Here is a 15,931-nt window from a genome sequence, read left to right as displayed (position 1 = left end):
TCATTGGAATTCGCGTTGCTACCGGTGAACTATATAACCATTCCCAGAAGGAAAAAAGGAATTTTGCTGCCGCAGCGTATCTTTTCAAGCGCTGCCGCGACGGCGCCGCACTTGTCGCTGTCATTTCGCTATCTATTCCGCCTATTCCGCCAAATCCGCAGTTCGTCGCAGCGCAGCTGACACGCCGCGCCCTTCGCGCTAGTGTGCGAACTGGCGAACTGGCGAACTGGCGAACTGGCGAACTGGCGAATTGCGCCGGATCGCCGTTTTCCGCGCGCGACAAATTGATGATTAGATTCCCCCACCCAAGGAGCACCATGCAAGCACCCACCCGACCGCCGCGCCTCACCCCCTTGAAGATCGCCCTCGGCCTGGCGCTGTGCGGCGCCACGCTGGCCGCCGCGCCGGCCTTCGCCGCCGCCGATAACGCGCCCGCCGCCGCCGCCGCCCAGCCTGCCGGCAAGGCCGCGCCGCGCGCCGGCGACGATTTCTTCGACCACGTCAACGGCGACTGGCTCAACAGCGTCGAGATCCCGGCCGACCGCAGCAGCTGGGGCGTCGGCGCCGCGCTGGTGGAGGACACCAACAGCCGCATCGTCAAGCTGATCGACGGTGTCGCCGCCGACCCGGCCGCCAGCGCCGAAGCGAAGAAGGTCGCCGCCTACTACGCCACCGCGCTGGACCAGGACGGCATCGACGCCAAGGGCCTGGCGCCGCTGCGCGCGCAACTGGGCCGCATCGACGCCATCGCCGACAAGGCCGCGCTGACCCGCGCGCTGGGCGCCGGCCTGCGCGCCGACGTCGACCCGCTCAACGCCACCGACTTCTTCACCGAGAACCTGTTCGGCCTGTGGATCGCCCAGGTGCCTGCAAGACCCGGCGCACAACCGGCCCTACCTGCTGCAGGGCGGCCTGGGCCTGCCGGACCGCGCCTACTACCTCGACGCCAAGCCGGCCATGGCCAAGTTGCGCACGCAGTACCAGGCGCACATCGCCGCCACCTTCAAGCTGGCCGGCATCGAGCGCGCCGAGCAGCGCGCCGCCGCCGTCTTCGCGCTTGAGCGCAAGCTCGCCGCCAGCCACGCCACGCGCGAGGACTCGGCCGACGTCCTCAAGGCCAACAACAACTGGCGCGCCGCCGACTTCGCGCGCAAGGCGCCGGGCATGGACTGGGCCGCGCTGTTCGCCAGCGCCGGCCTGGCCGGGCAGGACAGCTTCACGGTCTGGCATCCGAGCGCGATGCGCGGCGCCGCCGCCCTGGTCGGCTCGGCGCCGCTGGAGACCTGGAAGGACTTCCTGCGCTTCCACCAGATCAACCACGCCCACGCCATGCTGCCGAAGGCGCTGGCCGACCAGCATTTCGCCTTCTACGGCCAGACCTTGTCCGGCACGCCGCAGCAGCCGCAGCGCTGGAAGCGCGCGCTGGCCGCCGTCAACGCGGCCATGCCGGACGCCGTCGGCCAACTCTACGTGGCGCGCTACTTCCCGCCGCAGGCCAAGCTGCGCCTGCAGGACATGGTGGGCAAGATCGTCGACGCCTTCCACCACCGCATCGACCAGCTGGACTGGATGGCACCGGCCACCAAGGCCGAGGCGCACGCCAAGTTGAAGGCCCTGTACGTCGGCGTCGCCTATCCGGACCATTGGCGCGGCTACGACGAGCTGGAGGTGGTGCCGGGCGACGCGTTGGGCAACGTCGAGCGCGCCGAGCAGCTGCACACGCGCCAGCAGCTAGCCAAGCTGGGCCAACCGGTCGACCGCAGCGAATGGGCCATGCCGGCGCAGCTGGTCAACGCCGTCAACCTGCCGATGCAGAACGCGCTGAACTTCCCGGCCGCCATCCTGCAGGCGCCGTACTTCGATCCGGCCGCCAGCGACGCCGTCAACTACGGCGGCATCGGCGCCACCATCGGCCACGAGATCAGCCACAGCTTCGACGACCAGGGCGCCCAGTTCGATTCGCAAGGCCGCCTGCGCGACTGGTGGAGCAAGGCCGACGGCGCCCACTTCAAGCAGGCCTCGAAGGCGCTGGCCAAGCAGTACTCTGCCTACAAACCCTTCGCCGACCTGGCCATCAACGGCCAGCAGACGCTGAGCGAAAACCTGGCCGACCTGGCCGGCCTGGCCGCCGCCCACGACGCCTTCCGCGCCACGCTGCGCGGGCAGCCGGAACAGGCCGACGCCGACCGCCAGTTCTTCACCGGCTACGCCATGAGCTGGCGCGAGAAGACGCGCGAGGCGGCGCTGCGCCAGCAGATCCAGACCGACGGCCACTCGCCCGACAAGTGGCGCACCGCCACCGTGCGCAACCTGGACGCCTGGTACAAGGCCTTCGACGTGCAGCCGGGCCAGAAGCTGTATCTGGCGCCGAAGGACCGCGTGCGCGTCTGGTAGCGCCTCTGGTAAAGTAGCGCGACTGGCGGCGCGCATCGCGGCGCCGCCTTCGCGAGACCAAGCATGCCCGACCACGAGCCCACGCCGATCGAACAGATCACCCAGCTGACCTTGCAGCACTACGAGCGCAGCGCCGAGCAGTTCTTCGCCGGCACCATCGACCACGACGTCAGCCAGAACATCGCCGCGCTGCTCGACGCCATCGAGGCGCCGGCGCCGTTCCACCTCCTCGACCTGGGCTGCGGACCCGGCCGCGATTTAAAAACCTTCGCCGCGCTGGGCCACCACGCCGTCGGCGTCGACGGCTCGGCCCGCTTCGCCGAGATGGCGCGCGCCTTCAGCGGCTGCGAGGTGTGGCAGCAGGACTTCGTCGAACTCGATCTGCCGGCGCAGCGCTACGACGGCGTGTTCGCCAACGCCTCGCTGTTCCACGTGCCGGCGGCGGCGCTGCCGCAGGTGCTGCTCGATCTGCGCGCCTGCCTGAAGCCGGGCGGCGTGCTGTTCAGCTCGAATCCGCGCGGCGACAACCGCGAGGGCTGGAACGGGCCGCGCTACGGCAGCTACCACGACTGGCCGGCCTGGCAGGCCTTCATGGTGGCGGCAGGCTTCCTGCCGCTGGGCCACTACTACCGGCCGCCGGGGCTGCCGCGCGAGCAGCAGCCGTGGCTGGCCAGCGTGTGGCGCAAGCCTGTCGAGTAAACAATGTTGGCGCTCCGTTCGCGAACGCACGGAAGGCCGCGTTCGTCTTCCCTATGATGGTTTCAAGCACACGGCACAGGCGGTGTACTCAGCAGTTCAACCTACCATCAAGGAGTTCAGCATGAACAAGGATCAAGTTAAAGGCACCGTGAAAGACATCGGCGGCAAAATCCAGGAAGAGGCCGGCAAGCTGGTCGGTAGTTCGGAACAACAGGCCAAGGGCCTGAACCAGCAGGCCGAAGGCAAGCTGCAAAAAGGCCTGGGCGATGCCAAGGAAGCGGTCAAGGACGCGATCGACAAGATCTGATTGTGCCGCGCCGCCAGCCGCTTGCTGCGGCGGGCGGACGATAAAAAACAGCCGCGAGAACGCGGCTGTTTTTGCGTGCGCGGCCGGCGCGGCCGGCCGGCGCGGCGCGGCCTCACGCGGCGATGCGGTTGGTCGACAAGTCCCAGCCGCCGGCCGTGTTGCCGCCGGCGCCGCCGGTGATTTTCTGCTGCGTGTAGCGCCATTTCACCTTGGAGAATTTGAGCGAGACGTCCTCGGCCAGGATGTCGCCCTCGGCCACGCTGGGCGAGACCGCGCCGATCAGCACGTTCTCCAGTTCGATCTCGTAGTACTTGACGCGCTCGCCCTGGCCGTCGGCGCGCATGAACTCGATGCGCGCCTTGGGGATGGTCTTGCCGGCGGCGCAGGTTTGCAGCAGCACCGGCGAGGCCAGGTCGGCCAGCTTGTGCAGCACGATGTCCTGGTGCTCGCAGCGTTCGGCGGTGTGGCCGCCGCCGGTCGAAGCGGTGGCCGACTTGGGCTGGCTGACGCCCCAGTTGACCGATTTGCATTCGATCCAATCCTTGTGCTTGTCGTCGGCGGATTCGCCGCGAATACCGTCGATGTGCAGATAAACGTCGATAGCCATAATTCCTCCTGGAATCAATCATTAACGGAACGGAAGTGCTCCGCAGCGGGCATTATCGAACGCTGAGCAAAATGCCAATTTGTGGCCGCGCAAACAAGGCTGAGAACGCCTGGGGGCGCGGAGTGACAGCTTATGTCTCTTCGACAAGGCTCTTGGCCTTCTTTGGGCGCCCGCCGAGTTTGCCGTTGTTGCGTGCGGCGGCCGTCTTTGCCGGCGAGGACGATTTGCCGCCCGAGCGGCCGTTCTGCGCCGCCATCCAGCTTCGGGAACCGAGGAAGCCCTCCAGCAAGGCGGGGATGTAAATATCCGCGTCGATCTTGGGAAAATGTATGCCTAGACCGGACGGACTGATTTCCGCCTCGACGAGGTCGGCGGCTTGTGCGTTCTCGAAACCTTGTACGTCGCGAGGGAGGAATGTGATGTTCAAGCCGCTGTTGAGCGAAATCACGATCCGTGCGGTGCGGCGGTCAAAGCGCGCCGCGATGGCGGTGGGATATGCCGCCTTTTTCTCGGCGCCGCGACGATTCGCCGCGATAAGTTCAGCATCAGTAACGAGGTCCATGAATTTCCCTCCATATGGCGCACAGTTGATCTAGTTCGGTGGCGAGCGCGCCGGCAATTCTGATCAGGTCCTTTTTCGGGAAGCCGTAGTTTTCGCGTAGTTCCGACGGGCCACCGGGGCAGTGCAAGTCAAAAACCGCTTCACAGCCATTCCCCTGCACATGAACATGGGCGGGGCGATGGTCGTTTGGATAAATGACGACGCGCAAGCCGAAGATTCTGAGTACTGTGGGCATTGTATCAAAACCCAAGCGGATTGGGTTTTTCTGGAATTGGCCAGATCTATTGTAGGACGGTTTTTCTACTGAATTGACCACCACCGTTATGTACAGATCAAAAAAAGCCCGCCATGAAGGCGGGCTGGCGCTGGCGGGCGGTAACGCCGGCCGGACCTACTTGGCCTCGCCCAGGTGCTTCTTGAAGAAGGCCTCGATGTTGCCGTAGACGTGGCGCTGCGGGCCGCGACCGGAGATGCCGTGCTTGGCGCCCGGATAGGTCATCAGCTCGAAGTGGACGTTGCGCTTGACCAGGGCGTCGATCATGCGCGTGGTGTTGGTGAACAGCACGTTGTCGTCGGCCATGCCGTGCATCAGCAGCAGCGGCGACTTCAAACCGTCGAGGTGGGCGTAGACGCCGCTGTCGCGGTAGCCCTCGACGTTCTCCTTCGGCAGGCCCATGAACTGCTCGGTGTAGTGGGTGTCGTACAGGCTCCAGTCGGTCACCGGCGCCACCGACACGCCCATGGCGATCTTGTCCGAGGCCGCCGCCAGCAGGCGCAGCGTCATGTAGCCGCCGTAGCTCCAGCCGAACACGCCGATGCGCTTGGCGTCGACGAAGCTCTGCTTGCCCAGCCACTCGATGCCGCTCAGTTGGTCCTCGATCTCGTGCCGGCCCAGGTGCTGGTAGATGGCGTCGGTGAAGGCGCGCTCGCGGCGGAAGGAGCCACGGTTATCCAGGCGGAAGACGACGAAGCCCTGCTGCGCCATGTACTGGTCGAACAGGTTGCCCCATTTGCGCGCCACGTGCTGGGCGTGCGGGCCGCCGTAGGTGGACAGGTAGACCGGGTACTTCTTGAACTGGTTGAAGTTGCTCGGCTTGAGCAGCGAGTAGTACAGCGTCTGGCCGTCCTTCGCCTTCAGGCTGCCGTACTCGGTGCGCAGGTGGGCGTCGCGGTAGGCGCCGTAGGGGTGCTTGGCGTCGAGTTCGTTGTGCTCGAGCCAGGCGATCATGCTGCCGTCGGGACGGCGCACGCTGACCTGCGGCGGCGTGTCCGGATCGGAGAAGGTGTCGACGAAGACCTCGCCGTTGCGGGCGAAGGCCGAGTCGTGCCAGCCGTCGGCCTGGGTGATGCGCTTGGGCGCGTCGGCCGTGCTGCCGTCGAGCGCCAGCGCGTAGGTCTGCTTGTCGATGACGGCGTCGCGGTTGGAGGCGACGAAGACCTTGCCGGCCTTCTCGTCGACGGCCAGCACGTTGTCGATGCCCCATTCGCCGCGCGAGATGGCGTGCAGCAGCTTGCCGTTCAAGTCGTACAGGTAGAGGTGGTTGCGGCCGCTGCGCTCGGAGGCCCAGATGAAGGCCTCGCGTCCGCCCAGGAAGCGCAGGTCGTCGTGGATGCTGACCCAGGTCTTCGAGGTTTCGGTGATCAGCACGCGCTGCGCCAGCGTGGCGGCGTCGACCGAGACCAGCTCCAGCGTCTTCTGGTCGCGGCTCTGGCGTTGGAACAGCAGGGCCTTGGCGTTGGCGCTCCAGTCGGCGCGCACCAGGTAGATGTCCTGGTTGGCGCCGAGGTCGACCTTGCGCTGCTCGCCCGTGGTCGGCGAGACGATCATCAACTGCACCAGCGCGTTGGCGTCGCCGGCGGCCGGGTAGCGCTGCTCGACGACGTCGGTGCGGTCGGCGAAGATCTCGAAGCGGCGCACCACCGGCACCGGCGCCTCGTCGTAGCGCTTGTAGGCGATGGCCGAATCGTCCGGCGCCCAGTAGTAGCCGGTGCGCTGGCCCATTTCTTCCTGCGCGACGAATTCGGCCTCGCCGTTGTGCACGGTGCCGGCGCCGTCGCTGGTCAGCTGGCGTTCCTTGCCGGTGGCCAGTTCGATGACGTACAGGTTCTGCTGGCGCACGAAGGAGACGTAGCGGCCCTTCGGCGAGATCTTCGGATCGTAGACGTTGCCGGCGGCGACCAGGCGCGCCTGGTCCGGCTTGGCGATGTCGACCAGGTACAGGTTGCCGGCGATCGGCACCAGCAGCTGCTTGCCGTCCGGCGACCAGGAGTAGCTCAGGATGCCCTTCAGGCTGGAGGTGCGCTCGCGCTCGCGGCGCGCCTTCTCGGCGTCGGACAGCTGCTCGTCGGGCACCAGGACCTTCGAGTCGACCAGGCGCTGCGTGCTGCCGTTCTTCAGGTTGAACTCCCACAGGTCGAGCTGGAACTGGTTGTCGTCGCGGCCGCGCAGGAAGGTCACGCGGGCGCCGTCGGGCGACACCTTCAGGTTGCGCACGCCCGGCCCGCCCAGCGCCGGGTCGGCGTGGATGCGGTCCAGGGTCAGGCGTTCGGCGGCGGCGGGACCGCCGGCCAGGGCGGCGAGGAAGCAAAGGATAAAGCGCATGGATGTCTCGTTATGTGAGTGGGACCGCCGGCCGGCGGCCCGTTAAATGACGCCAGACGATACCAGACATCGGCGCCGATAGCGAGACGGCGGCCTTCGGAATCGCCCGCCGAAAACCGTGTTTCGTTCGGCGGCGCAAGGCGCGCGGCGGCGCCCCCGGTTTGCCCGCGCGCGGCTAGGCGCGCAGGCGCCGCAGCGACAAGCGCTGCAGCGAGCCGCTGAGCAGCACGGCGGCGATGGTCAGGCCCAGCACCAGGCCGATCCAGAAGCCTTCGGCGCGCATCGGCGCGGCCGGCGCCCACGGCAGGGCGGCCGGCGCCAGGCCGAGCAACCAGCCCAGCGGCAGCGCGCAACCCCAGAAGGCGAACAGCTGGATCACCATCGGCGGGCGGGTCACCTTGTAGCCGCGAATGGCGCAGGAGGTGGCCACCTGGGTCGCGTCGGACAGCTGGAACAGCGCGGCGAACAGCAGCAGGTGGGCGGCCAGCTCGCGCACCGCCGGGTCGGAGGTGTAGGCGGCGGCGATCTGGTGGCGCAGCAGCACGATCAAGGCCGCCGAGAGCACCGCGAAGCCGAGCGACATGGCCACGCCGACCCAGGCGGCGAAGCGGGCCCGCGCCGGGTTGCCTTCGCCCAGCGCCTGGCCGACGCGGGTGATCAGCGCGATGCCGAAGCTGAGCGGCACCATGAACACCAGCGAGGAGAAGTTCAGCGCGATCTGGTGCGCCGAGATCTGCACCGCGCCGTAGCGGGCGATCAGCAGGCTGACGGCGCCGAAGGCGCTGACCTCGGCGAAGTGGGTGATGCCGATCGGCAGGCCGAGGTGCAGCATGTTCTTGATCTGCGGCCAGTGCGGCGCCTCCCAGCGGTCGAACGGATAGGTGGCGCGGTAGGCCGGCGCCAGCTTGATCCACACCACCATCGCCGCCAGCATCAGCCACAGGCCGACGCTGGTGGCCACCGCGCAGCCGACCGCGCCCAGCACGGGGAAGCCCCAGTTGCCGTACACCAGCAGCCAGTTGACGGCGATGTTGAAGAACAGGCCGCCGATGGCGATCAGCATCACCGGCTTGGTCTGGTCGATGCTGGTGCTGTAGCCGTACAGGGCGCGGTAGGCGGCGAACGGCGGCAGGCCCAGGCTGATGATGTGGACGAACAGCGAGGCCTGGGCGTTGACCGTGTCGCTCAGGTAGAGGTGGTCGAACAGCAGCGTGGCCAGGTTGGCCAGCAGCGCGGCGATGACGCCGACGCCGAGGCCTTCCACAGGCCCTGGCGCACCGCGCGGGGGATCTTGCCGAGCTGTCCGGCGCCGACGTCGTGGGCGACGATGCTGTTCATCGCCATCATCACGCCGGTCACGGTGACCAGGATGATCGACCAGATCGAGGCGCCCAGCGACACCGCCGCCAACTCGTCGGCGCTGGCGTGGCCGGTCATGGCGACGTCGGCCACGCCCATGCCGACGGTGGCCAGCTGGCCGACCAGCATCGGCCAGGCGAGGCGCCACAGGCCGGCGGCTTCGGCGCGGATGGCGGGCAGGGTGAAGGAGGTGGGCATGGCGTGTTCCGCAGGGAAAACCGTAGATTTTACTTTGAAATAACATTGCCGGCTTGAACAAGTCAAGTCTGGGCACGCGGCGGGGAAAATGTTACATTTTCGTCGATTGATATTGTCGTCAAGAATGTATGCTGCTGCGTTGTTGGGCTTACTAGCGTATTTCCCGGAGATTAAATTATGAAAAAGATCATTCCAGCCGCCTTCCTGCTGGCCGCGTTGAACCAGGTGGCTGCCCAGGCGGGCGAGTTGACGTTGTTTTCGCGCCCCGATTTCGGCGGCCACGACGTCAGCCTGCGCGGCGCCGTTACCGACCTGAACCAGCGCGATTTCAACGACCGCGCCTCCAGCGCGGTGGTCCGCGCGGGCACCTGGGAAGTCTGCGAGCACGCCGATTTCGGCGGCCGCTGCATGATCCTCGAGCGCGGCGAGTATCCCACCCTGCGCCGCTTCGACAACCTGATCTCGTCGGCGCGCGAGCTCGACCGCGGCAACCGCGGCGGCCGCGACCGTGACGACGGCAACCGTGGCCACGGCCACGGCCACGGCAACGACAACGGCCGTGGCAACGACAACGACTACGGCCGCCGTGGCGACGCCGTGATGCTGTTCGAGCACGCCCGCTTCGAGGGCCGCCAAGTCGGCGTGCACAACGACGTGCGCACGCTGCGCGACTTCGACTTCAACGACGTGGTCAGCTCGATCGTCATCAACGACGGCCGCTGGGAGTTCTGCAACGACGCCGACTACGGCGGCCAGTGCATCACCTACGGCCCGGGGCGCTACCCGGTGATCGACATGAACGACCGCATCTCCTCGCTGCGCCGGGTACGCTGAGCAATCCGCGCCGGTTGCGCGGTGGGGGAGTAGTGGAACGCGCGCCGACGGCGCGCGTTTTGCGTTAGGCTATACTCGCTGGCGATATGGCAACCTTTGGGAGCGCAAGTGGAATACAAGGACTACTATCAAACGCTGGGCCTGAGCAAGACCGCCACCGAGGACGAGATCAAGAAGGCCTACCGCAAATTGGTGCGCAAGTTCCATCCCGACGTCAGCAAGGAGCCGGACGCGCAAAAGAAAACCCAGGAGCTCAACGAGGCCTACGGCGTGCTGGGCGACGCCGAGAAGCGCGCCGCCTATGACGAACTGGGCAAGGGCCACCAATACCGCGCCGGCCAGGAGTTCCGTCCGCCGCCGGACTGGGGCGCCGGCTTCGGCGGCGCCGGCGGCGCGGGCGCGGGCGACGCCGGCAGCGACTTCTTCGCCGACCTGTTCGCCCACCTGGGCGGGCGCCGGCGCGGCGGCTTCCAGAGCCAGACGCGCGGCGAGGACAGCCACGCCAGCGTGGTGATCGACCTGGCCGACTCCTACCACGGCGCGACGCGCACCATCAAGCTGCGCATCCCCGAGAACGACGGCCACGGCCGCGTCGTCACGCGCGAGCGCACGCTCGACGTCAACATCCCCAAGGGGGTGACGGCGGGCCAGCAGCTGCGCCTGTCCGGCCAGGGCCAGTCCGGCGGCGCCGGACCGGGCGACCTGTATCTGGAGCTGCAGTTCAGCAGCGACCCGCGCTACCGCGTCGAGGGCCGCGACGTGTTCGCCACGGTGCCGGTGGCGCCGTGGGAGGCCGCGCTGGGCCAGGAGATCGACGCGTCCACGCCGTCCGGCAAGGTGACCGTGACGGTGCCGGCCGGCTCGCAGAGCGGCCGCAAGCTGCGCCTGAAGGGGCGCGGCATTCCCGGCAATCCGGCCGGCGACCTGTACCTGCTGCTGGAGGTGGTGCTGCCGCCGGCCAGCAGCGCGCGGGCGAAGGAGCTGTATGAAACCATGGCGCGCGAGATGGCCTTCAATCCGCGCGCGGGAGGATGAGCGATGGGGCAATCGGAATTGTTGAGCGGCGTGCTGGTCGATGAGGCCGCGCTGACCGTGGAGGAACTGGCCCGCGCCTGCGCGGTCGAGCCGGACTGGGTGGTGCAGCACGTGCGCACCGGCATCCTGTTGGAGGACGCGCCCGAGCACGCCGGCAGTTGGCGCTTCACCAGCATCGACCTGGTGCGCGCGCGCCGCCTGCGCCAGGTCGAACGCGACTTCGAGGCCAACGACGACATCGCCGCGCTGGTGGTCGACTTGTCGGAAGAGATCAGGCGGCTGCGCGCCCGCATGCGCGCCGCCGGCATCAAGTAGCAGTGGCGCCAGCGCCGCCGCCGCTTCGGGCCGGGTAGGCGGCGCGGCGTCCGCCGCCGCTTCGGCCCCGGCCTCAGCCCAGCCGTTTGACGTGGTCGCTGTCGGCCGGCATGCTCGGCTCGAGGTCGAAGAACTGCTGCATCAACCACTTGCCGGCCGGCCCAGGCTCCTCGTCGCCACGGTGGATCACGTACAGCGGGAAGCTGAACGAGTTGCCGTCGTTGATGTCGAGGCGCACCAGCAGGCCGCGCGCCAGGTCGTCCTGGATCAGCTCGAGCGGCATATTGCCCCAGCCTATGCCGCTGCGCAGCAGGTTGTGCTTGGAGCCCAGGTCGCCCAGGCGCCAGTCGCGCAGCGCCTGCACGCCGAAGTCCTGGCCGGCGGTCAGCTTGCTGCGGTCGGTCACCACCAGCTGGATGTGCTCGCGCAGCAGCGCCGTCGGGATCTTACCCCCGATCTGGGCCAGCGGATGCATCGGCGAGGCCACCGGCACCATCGTCACGAAGCCGAAACTGCGCCGCTCGATGGTCTCCGGCATGCCCGGCATCCAGCCGCTGATGCCGATGTGGCAGACGCGCTCCATCACCAACTCGGTCACCGCGCCCAGCGCCTCCATGCGCAGCCGCATCGACACGGTCGGGAACTCGCGCTGGAAGGCGTGCAGGATCTTCACCAGCGCGCAGGCCGGGAACATCACGTCGACCACCAGCGAGACCTCCGCCTCCAGCCCGGCCGACAGCGCCTTGGCGCGCGAGCGCATGCCGTCGACCTTCAGCGAGACGGCGCGGGCGTCGGCCAGCAGCGCCTTGCCGGCCTCGGTCAGCACCGGCTTGCGCTTGCTGCGGTCGAGCAGCTCGATGTTGAGCTGCTCCTCCAGGTTGGCGATGGTGTAGCTGATCACCGACTGGGTGCGGTGCAGGGCGCGCGCGGCGTGGGCGAAGCCGCCGTGGTCGATGACGGCGATGAACACGCGCAATTGGTCGAGGGAGGGCAGGCCGGGATCTCGCATAGTTTATATCGAAAAAATCGATGTTACCGTTCTAGAAGTTATGGATTCCATAGATAGTAAACCCGAACTATGATGACTGCAACACTCAACGGCGCGCAAGGGTATCGGCAGGCGCCCGAGCTTATCCACTTGATAAAAGGAAACGGCATCATGGCAAACCTACTCTACATCAACAGCAGCGTGCGCAACGCGGGCTCCCTGTCGCGTCAACTGTCGGCGGAATTCATCGCCAAATGGCGCGCCGCCAACCCGGCCGACAGCATCGTCGAGCGCGACCTGGTCAGCCATCCCGTGCCGCACTTGACCGAGCAGATGATGGGCGCCTTCTTCACCCCGGCCGAGGCGCGCAACGCCGAGCAGGCCCACGCCATCAAGATCTCCGACACCCTGGTCGACGAGCTGGTCGCCGCCGACGTCATCGTGCTCGGCGCGCCGATGTACAACTTCTCCGTCAGCTCCGGCCTGAAGGCCTGGATCGACCACGTGCTGCGCGTAGGCCGCACCTTCAAGTACGGCGCCAACGGCCCCGAGCTGCCTGCTGACCGGCAAGAAGGTCTACGTCTTCACCGCCAGCGGCGGCGTCTACAGCGAAGGCCCGGCCGCCGCGTATGACTTCCTCGCCACCTATCTGCGCACCGCGCTCGGCTTCATCGGCCTGAGCGACATCACCTTCGTGCAAGCCGAGGGCGTGGCGATGGGCGAAGAGGCCGTCGCCAACACCCTGGCCAAGGGCCGCAGCAAGATCGAGGAACTGGTCGCCGCCTAAGCGCCGCCGCCGGTGGCGCTTCCTGCATCCCGCCAAGCCGTAAAACAGCGTTTTCCTTTGAGTTTTTTGCATTGTTGCCCTTATCATGCAGAACACGTCCGTGCTCTGGAGCCTCATCATGAAACGCAATCTGCATCTGCTCATCATCGACCCGCAAAACGATTTCTGCGACCTGCCGCCCGGCTACCGGCCGGAGAATCCGGCCACCCGCACGGCGCACGCGCCGGCGCTGCCGGTGCCCGGCGCGCACCAGGACATGCTGCGCCTGGCCGGCCTGATCAATCGCGGCCGCCAGGGCCTGTCGGCCATCAGCGTCACGCTCGACGCCCACCACCGTTTCGACATCGCCCACCCGGGCTTCTGGGCCGGCCCGGACGGCGCCCCGGTGGCGCCGTTCACCCAGATCGCCGCCGCCGACGTGCGCGCCGCCCGCTACCTGCCGCGCAACGGCGCCACCGAGCGCGCGCTGGCCTACCTCGACGCGCTGGAGGCGGCCGGCCGCTACCGGTTGATGGTGTGGCCGGTGCACTGCGAGATCGGCAGCTGGGGCGGCTGCGTCCACGACGACGTGCGCGCCGCCTACAACCGCTGGGAGGAGGCCTCGCTGGGCGTGGTCGGCAAGCTGCTCAAGGGTTCCAACCCGTGGACCGAGCACTATTCGGCGGTGATGGCCGAGGTGCCCGACGCGGCCGACCCGGCCACCGAGCTGAACCTCGCCTTCCTCGACAGCCTGGCGCCGGCCGAGCAGATCTACATCGCCGGCGAGGCCGGCAGCCACTGCGTCAAGGCCAGCGTCGAGCACATCGCCGGCCACTTCGCCGAGCGCTTCGGCGAAGCCGCGCTGGCGCGGCTGGCGCTGCTGACCGATTGCATCAGCCCGGTGGCCGGCTTCGAGCCGCAGTACCACGACTTCCTCGCCGCCATGCAGGCGCGCGGCGTGCAACTGGTGCAGTCGGGCGAGGTGTTGCAGGAGCTGCTGAGGAACGCCGGGCGCTGAGCCTGCGTTTCGGTTGCAAAAGGTCGCAAATGGTCGCAGACTGGAACTTCTTTGAAGAGGTGCAAAAATGTCGATTGCGTTGAAACTATCCGCTGAGCTGGTCGAAATGGCCAAACCCCATGCCGCTGCCGAGCATCGCTCGGTTCCCAAGCAAATTGAGTATTGGGCGCGCCTCGGCAAGGCTGTCGATGAGAATCCCGACTTGCCGCTTCAGTTCATCAAGGATACGTTGCTGGCCCTGCAAGAGGAAAAAGCGGGGCAGCTTGCTCCCTATACCTTTGGCGTCTGACAGTGCTGGAAATTCTTGTCACCCCGACGTTTTTGAAGGCCGCCAAAAAGCTGCATGCCAAAGACAAAGGCGTGGTTGATCAAGCAGTGAGGAATGTCGCGTCCAACCCGGACATCGGTGACGAGAAGAAGGGCGATTTGGCCGGTGTGTTCGTTTACAAATTTAGGTTGAACAAGCAGGAGGTGCTGCTGGCTTATAGGCTGCAGCCCGATAAATTCACACCGGAGAAGGTGGTGTTGCTCGGCCTTGGATCGCACGAGAATTTCTATACTGAGTTGAAACGTTTATAGTCAATGCGAGGAGCATCTCCATGACGGACTTTACGAAATTCTCCAATCATCAAGTCATTTCCTATCTTGTTGATCACTACGAGGAGGCCGGTGAGCCGTTGGCTAGCATTGCTATAACCCTCTCGCAGCAGATCTCGAAGGGCGGGATTGTCATCGCCAGAGCTTGTCGATTTACTGAGGAGTAACGATGGATTTTGTGCTAGTCGGTGTGGTTTTTCTGTCCGTTTTCTTCGTTGCAGTGCTATTTGCTTGGTTGCAGAATTTACCCACGTGTCCAACCGCTACGATCTGCCAACATAGCGTCACTGGGGGCACATGTAAAACAGCCAATGAGTAGTCTCAATAATGATCAAAGAACCAAGTTTGTAATTCAATCGTAGCCCTGCCACAGCAGCACGCCCTGGCTCCGCATCGCGTAAGAATTTGGCTCGATGCAACCGGCCACTACTCGGCGGTGATGGCCGAGGTGCCCGACGCGGCCGACCCGGCCACCGAGCTGAACCTCGCCTTCCTCGACAGCCTGGCGCCGGCCGAGCAGATCTACATCGCCGGCGAGGCCGGCAGCCACTGCGTCAAGGCCAGCGTCGAGCACATCGCCGGCCACTTCGCCGAGCGCTTCGGCGAAGCCGCGCTGGCGCGGCTGGCGCTGCTGACCGACTGCATCAGCCCGGTGGCCGGCTTCGAGCCGCAGTACCACGACTTCCTCGCCGCCATGCAGGCGCGCGGCGTGCAACTGGTGCAGTCGGGCGAGGTGTTGCAGGAGCTGCTGAGAAACGCCGGGCGCTGAACACAAGAGAAAAAATGTCCACTGTAGATTGAACTCTCCCCAAAGCTTGGACACCGGCTTTGGGGGGCAGCCCAGATGCGTGGGCATTTTTCTGAGTGATAGTGAACTACTTCAACCCGACCACCAAGGTCTTGCCCAATACCTTGGCGGCTTGCTCGACGAATTCAATTTTCGAAGAGTGCTTAAGATCGAAAAGACGATCGACTTGAGGTGTGTGGACGTTGAGCATGCGCGCCAGGTCGGCCTTGCGCACTTTTTGTGCGTACATCTCGTTCCACAGCAGTACCTTCGCTGTTTCGAGCGCGGGCAATGCCACAAGGTGCTGCCCTGGCTCAGGAGCGGATGGCGCAGGCACAGGGCGGCGCTCATCGAAGTAGATTTCGAGTGCAGACTCAAGCGCGTCGACGGCATTTTTCAAGGCATCTTCGATATTGTCGCCAACCGAATTTGCCTCAGGGAAGTCGGGAAAACCGACCAAGTAGGTGCCATTCGTATCTGGCACGAGTGTCACTGGATAATTCAGCATGGATCGCCTCTATGTTCGGTAAGGGGGCACACTATGCTCATGTGCGGAATGCATTTTCTTCAGAGGATCTATTCTGCCGCGCGAGGATCAGAAAACCCCATCCGGGGCTTTCTCACTTCAGTCCAAGGTCTTTCTTAATCTTCTCTACCAGCCCCGTTCCCATTTCTTGCGCTCCATGGTACGGGAAGACTGTTGATCGGCCAATAAGAGATACCTTATGGTGACTTCCTTTGGCAGGGGTGAAGACTGCACCCTGCTTCTCAAGCCACCGCCGGAACTCGCTGTACTTCATACATCCCCTTTCACTTGAATGGTAAATGGATGGTACAACAAATATGTTGCGTTTTCAATGCTG

The 15,931-nt window shown here is 65.7% G+C and carries 19 protein-coding genes and 2 pseudogenes; 12 read left to right on the top strand and 9 right to left on the bottom strand.

Annotation, left to right across the window (positions count from 1 at the left end; translation table 11 throughout):
• Nucleotides 1-287: 287 nt before the first annotated feature.
• The 4 genes and pseudogenes from QC826_RS22095 to QC826_RS22080 form a co-directional block, all read left to right on the top strand.
• A pseudogene (locus tag QC826_RS22095) lies at nucleotides 288-749 on the top strand (hypothetical protein); the annotation flags it as partial.
• 118 nt (nucleotides 750-867) lie between these two features.
• Nucleotides 868-2,394: a M13 family metallopeptidase gene (locus tag QC826_RS22090; RefSeq protein ID WP_313872889.1), complete on the top strand. Its 1,527-nt coding sequence runs from the start codon at nucleotides 868-870 to the stop codon at nucleotides 2,392-2,394.
• A 63-nt stretch (nucleotides 2,395-2,457) separates the two neighbouring features.
• Nucleotides 2,458-3,093: a class I SAM-dependent methyltransferase gene (locus tag QC826_RS22085; protein ID WP_279762459.1), complete on the top strand. Its 636-nt coding sequence runs from the start codon at nucleotides 2,458-2,460 to the stop codon at nucleotides 3,091-3,093.
• A 121-nt stretch (nucleotides 3,094-3,214) separates the two neighbouring features.
• Nucleotides 3,215-3,400 (top strand): CsbD family protein, encoded by a 186-nt coding sequence (locus QC826_RS22080; RefSeq protein ID WP_279762458.1) that lies wholly within the window; start codon nucleotides 3,215-3,217, stop codon nucleotides 3,398-3,400.
• A gap of 112 nt (nucleotides 3,401-3,512) precedes the next feature.
• Here the strand turns inward: QC826_RS22080 and QC826_RS22075 are convergent, their stop codons facing one another.
• The 6 genes from QC826_RS22075 to QC826_RS31765 all read right to left on the bottom strand — a co-directional run bounded on the left by QC826_RS22075 (nucleotide 3,513) and on the right by QC826_RS31765 (nucleotide 8,728).
• Complete coding sequence (locus QC826_RS22075; protein ID WP_093386098.1) at nucleotides 3,513-4,007, bottom strand: Hcp family type VI secretion system effector; 495 nt, start codon at nucleotides 4,005-4,007, stop codon at nucleotides 3,513-3,515.
• 130 nt (nucleotides 4,008-4,137) lie between these two features.
• Nucleotides 4,138-4,569, bottom strand: a complete 432-nt coding sequence (locus tag QC826_RS22070) for a DUF2442 domain-containing protein (RefSeq protein WP_279762457.1) — start codon at nucleotides 4,567-4,569, stop codon at nucleotides 4,138-4,140.
• Nucleotides 4,553-4,804 (bottom strand): DUF4160 domain-containing protein, encoded by a 252-nt coding sequence (locus tag QC826_RS31770; RefSeq protein WP_409567689.1) that lies wholly within the window; start codon nucleotides 4,802-4,804, stop codon nucleotides 4,553-4,555. The genes QC826_RS22070 and QC826_RS31770 overlap by 17 nt, the downstream gene beginning before the upstream one ends.
• 156 nt (nucleotides 4,805-4,960) lie before the next feature.
• On the bottom strand, nucleotides 4,961-7,171 hold the full coding sequence (locus QC826_RS22065) for a S9 family peptidase (protein WP_279762456.1): 2,211 nt from the start codon (nucleotides 7,169-7,171) through the stop codon (nucleotides 4,961-4,963).
• A 175-nt stretch (nucleotides 7,172-7,346) separates the two neighbouring features.
• Nucleotides 7,347-8,435 carry an MATE family efflux transporter gene (locus QC826_RS22060; protein WP_409567688.1) on the bottom strand — a complete coding sequence of 363 codons (1,089 nt, stop codon included), beginning with the start codon at nucleotides 8,433-8,435 and terminating at the stop codon, nucleotides 7,347-7,349.
• On the bottom strand, nucleotides 8,357-8,728 hold the full coding sequence (locus QC826_RS31765; protein ID WP_409567687.1) for an MATE family efflux transporter: 372 nt from the start codon (nucleotides 8,726-8,728) through the stop codon (nucleotides 8,357-8,359). The genes QC826_RS22060 and QC826_RS31765 overlap by 79 nt, the downstream gene beginning before the upstream one ends.
• Before the next feature lie 177 nt (nucleotides 8,729-8,905).
• Between QC826_RS31765 and QC826_RS22055 the strand changes: the two genes are divergently transcribed.
• From QC826_RS22055 to QC826_RS22045, 3 genes are all read left to right on the top strand, one after another.
• The gene (locus QC826_RS22055) at nucleotides 8,906-9,562 is read left to right on the top strand and encodes a beta/gamma crystallin-related protein (RefSeq protein ID WP_279762454.1); all 657 of its coding nucleotides are present in this window, start codon (nucleotides 8,906-8,908) and stop codon (nucleotides 9,560-9,562) included.
• Nucleotides 9,563-9,670: 108 nt separating this feature from the next.
• Entirely contained in the window at nucleotides 9,671-10,597 is a 927-nt protein-coding gene (locus QC826_RS22050) for a DnaJ C-terminal domain-containing protein (RefSeq protein ID WP_093386110.1), read from the top strand.
• Between the two features lie 3 nt (nucleotides 10,598-10,600).
• Nucleotides 10,601-10,912 (top strand): chaperone modulator CbpM, encoded by a 312-nt coding sequence (locus QC826_RS22045; protein WP_279762452.1) that lies wholly within the window; start codon nucleotides 10,601-10,603, stop codon nucleotides 10,910-10,912.
• A 73-nt stretch (nucleotides 10,913-10,985) separates the two neighbouring features.
• Here QC826_RS22045 and QC826_RS22040 read toward each other — a convergent pair whose 3' ends face one another.
• Nucleotides 10,986-11,921, bottom strand: coding sequence for a LysR family transcriptional regulator (locus tag QC826_RS22040; protein ID WP_279762451.1), 936 nt, complete (start codon nucleotides 11,919-11,921; stop codon nucleotides 10,986-10,988).
• Between the two features lie 150 nt (nucleotides 11,922-12,071).
• Between QC826_RS22040 and QC826_RS22035 the strand changes: the two are divergent.
• From QC826_RS22035 to QC826_RS22015, 5 genes and pseudogenes are all read left to right on the top strand, one after another.
• Nucleotides 12,072-12,687 (top strand): annotated as a pseudogene (locus tag QC826_RS22035) (FMN-dependent NADH-azoreductase).
• 118 nt (nucleotides 12,688-12,805) lie between these two features.
• On the top strand, nucleotides 12,806-13,684 hold the full coding sequence (locus tag QC826_RS22030) for a cysteine hydrolase (protein WP_279762450.1): 879 nt from the start codon (nucleotides 12,806-12,808) through the stop codon (nucleotides 13,682-13,684).
• A gap of 67 nt (nucleotides 13,685-13,751) precedes the next feature.
• The gene (locus QC826_RS22025; RefSeq protein ID WP_279762448.1) at nucleotides 13,752-13,973 is read left to right on the top strand and encodes a TA system antitoxin ParD family protein; all 222 of its coding nucleotides are present in this window, start codon (nucleotides 13,752-13,754) and stop codon (nucleotides 13,971-13,973) included.
• A gap of 2 nt (nucleotides 13,974-13,975) precedes the next feature.
• On the top strand, nucleotides 13,976-14,263 hold the full coding sequence (locus tag QC826_RS22020) for a type II toxin-antitoxin system RelE/ParE family toxin (protein WP_313872791.1): 288 nt from the start codon (nucleotides 13,976-13,978) through the stop codon (nucleotides 14,261-14,263).
• A 457-nt stretch (nucleotides 14,264-14,720) separates the two neighbouring features.
• Complete coding sequence (locus tag QC826_RS22015) at nucleotides 14,721-15,050, top strand: hypothetical protein (RefSeq protein ID WP_313872790.1); 330 nt, start codon at nucleotides 14,721-14,723, stop codon at nucleotides 15,048-15,050.
• Between the two features lie 106 nt (nucleotides 15,051-15,156).
• Here QC826_RS22015 and QC826_RS22010 read toward each other — a convergent pair whose 3' ends face one another.
• Together QC826_RS22010 and QC826_RS22005 are read right to left on the bottom strand one after the other, a co-directional pair.
• On the bottom strand, nucleotides 15,157-15,576 hold the full coding sequence (locus QC826_RS22010; RefSeq protein ID WP_279762447.1) for a type II toxin-antitoxin system HicB family antitoxin: 420 nt from the start codon (nucleotides 15,574-15,576) through the stop codon (nucleotides 15,157-15,159).
• Nucleotides 15,577-15,688: 112 nt separating this feature from the next.
• A complete protein-coding gene (locus QC826_RS22005; RefSeq protein ID WP_279762446.1) occupies nucleotides 15,689-15,868 on the bottom strand; it encodes a type II toxin-antitoxin system HicA family toxin in 180 nt (59 codons plus the stop codon).
• Nucleotides 15,869-15,931 lie beyond the last annotated feature (63 nt).

The organism is Rugamonas sp. DEMB1 (assembly GCF_029834475.1).
GTDB classification, from domain to species: Bacteria; Pseudomonadota; Gammaproteobacteria; order Burkholderiales; family Burkholderiaceae_D; genus Rugamonas; species Rugamonas rubra.
This window is presented reverse-complemented; position numbering and strand designations above follow the sequence as displayed.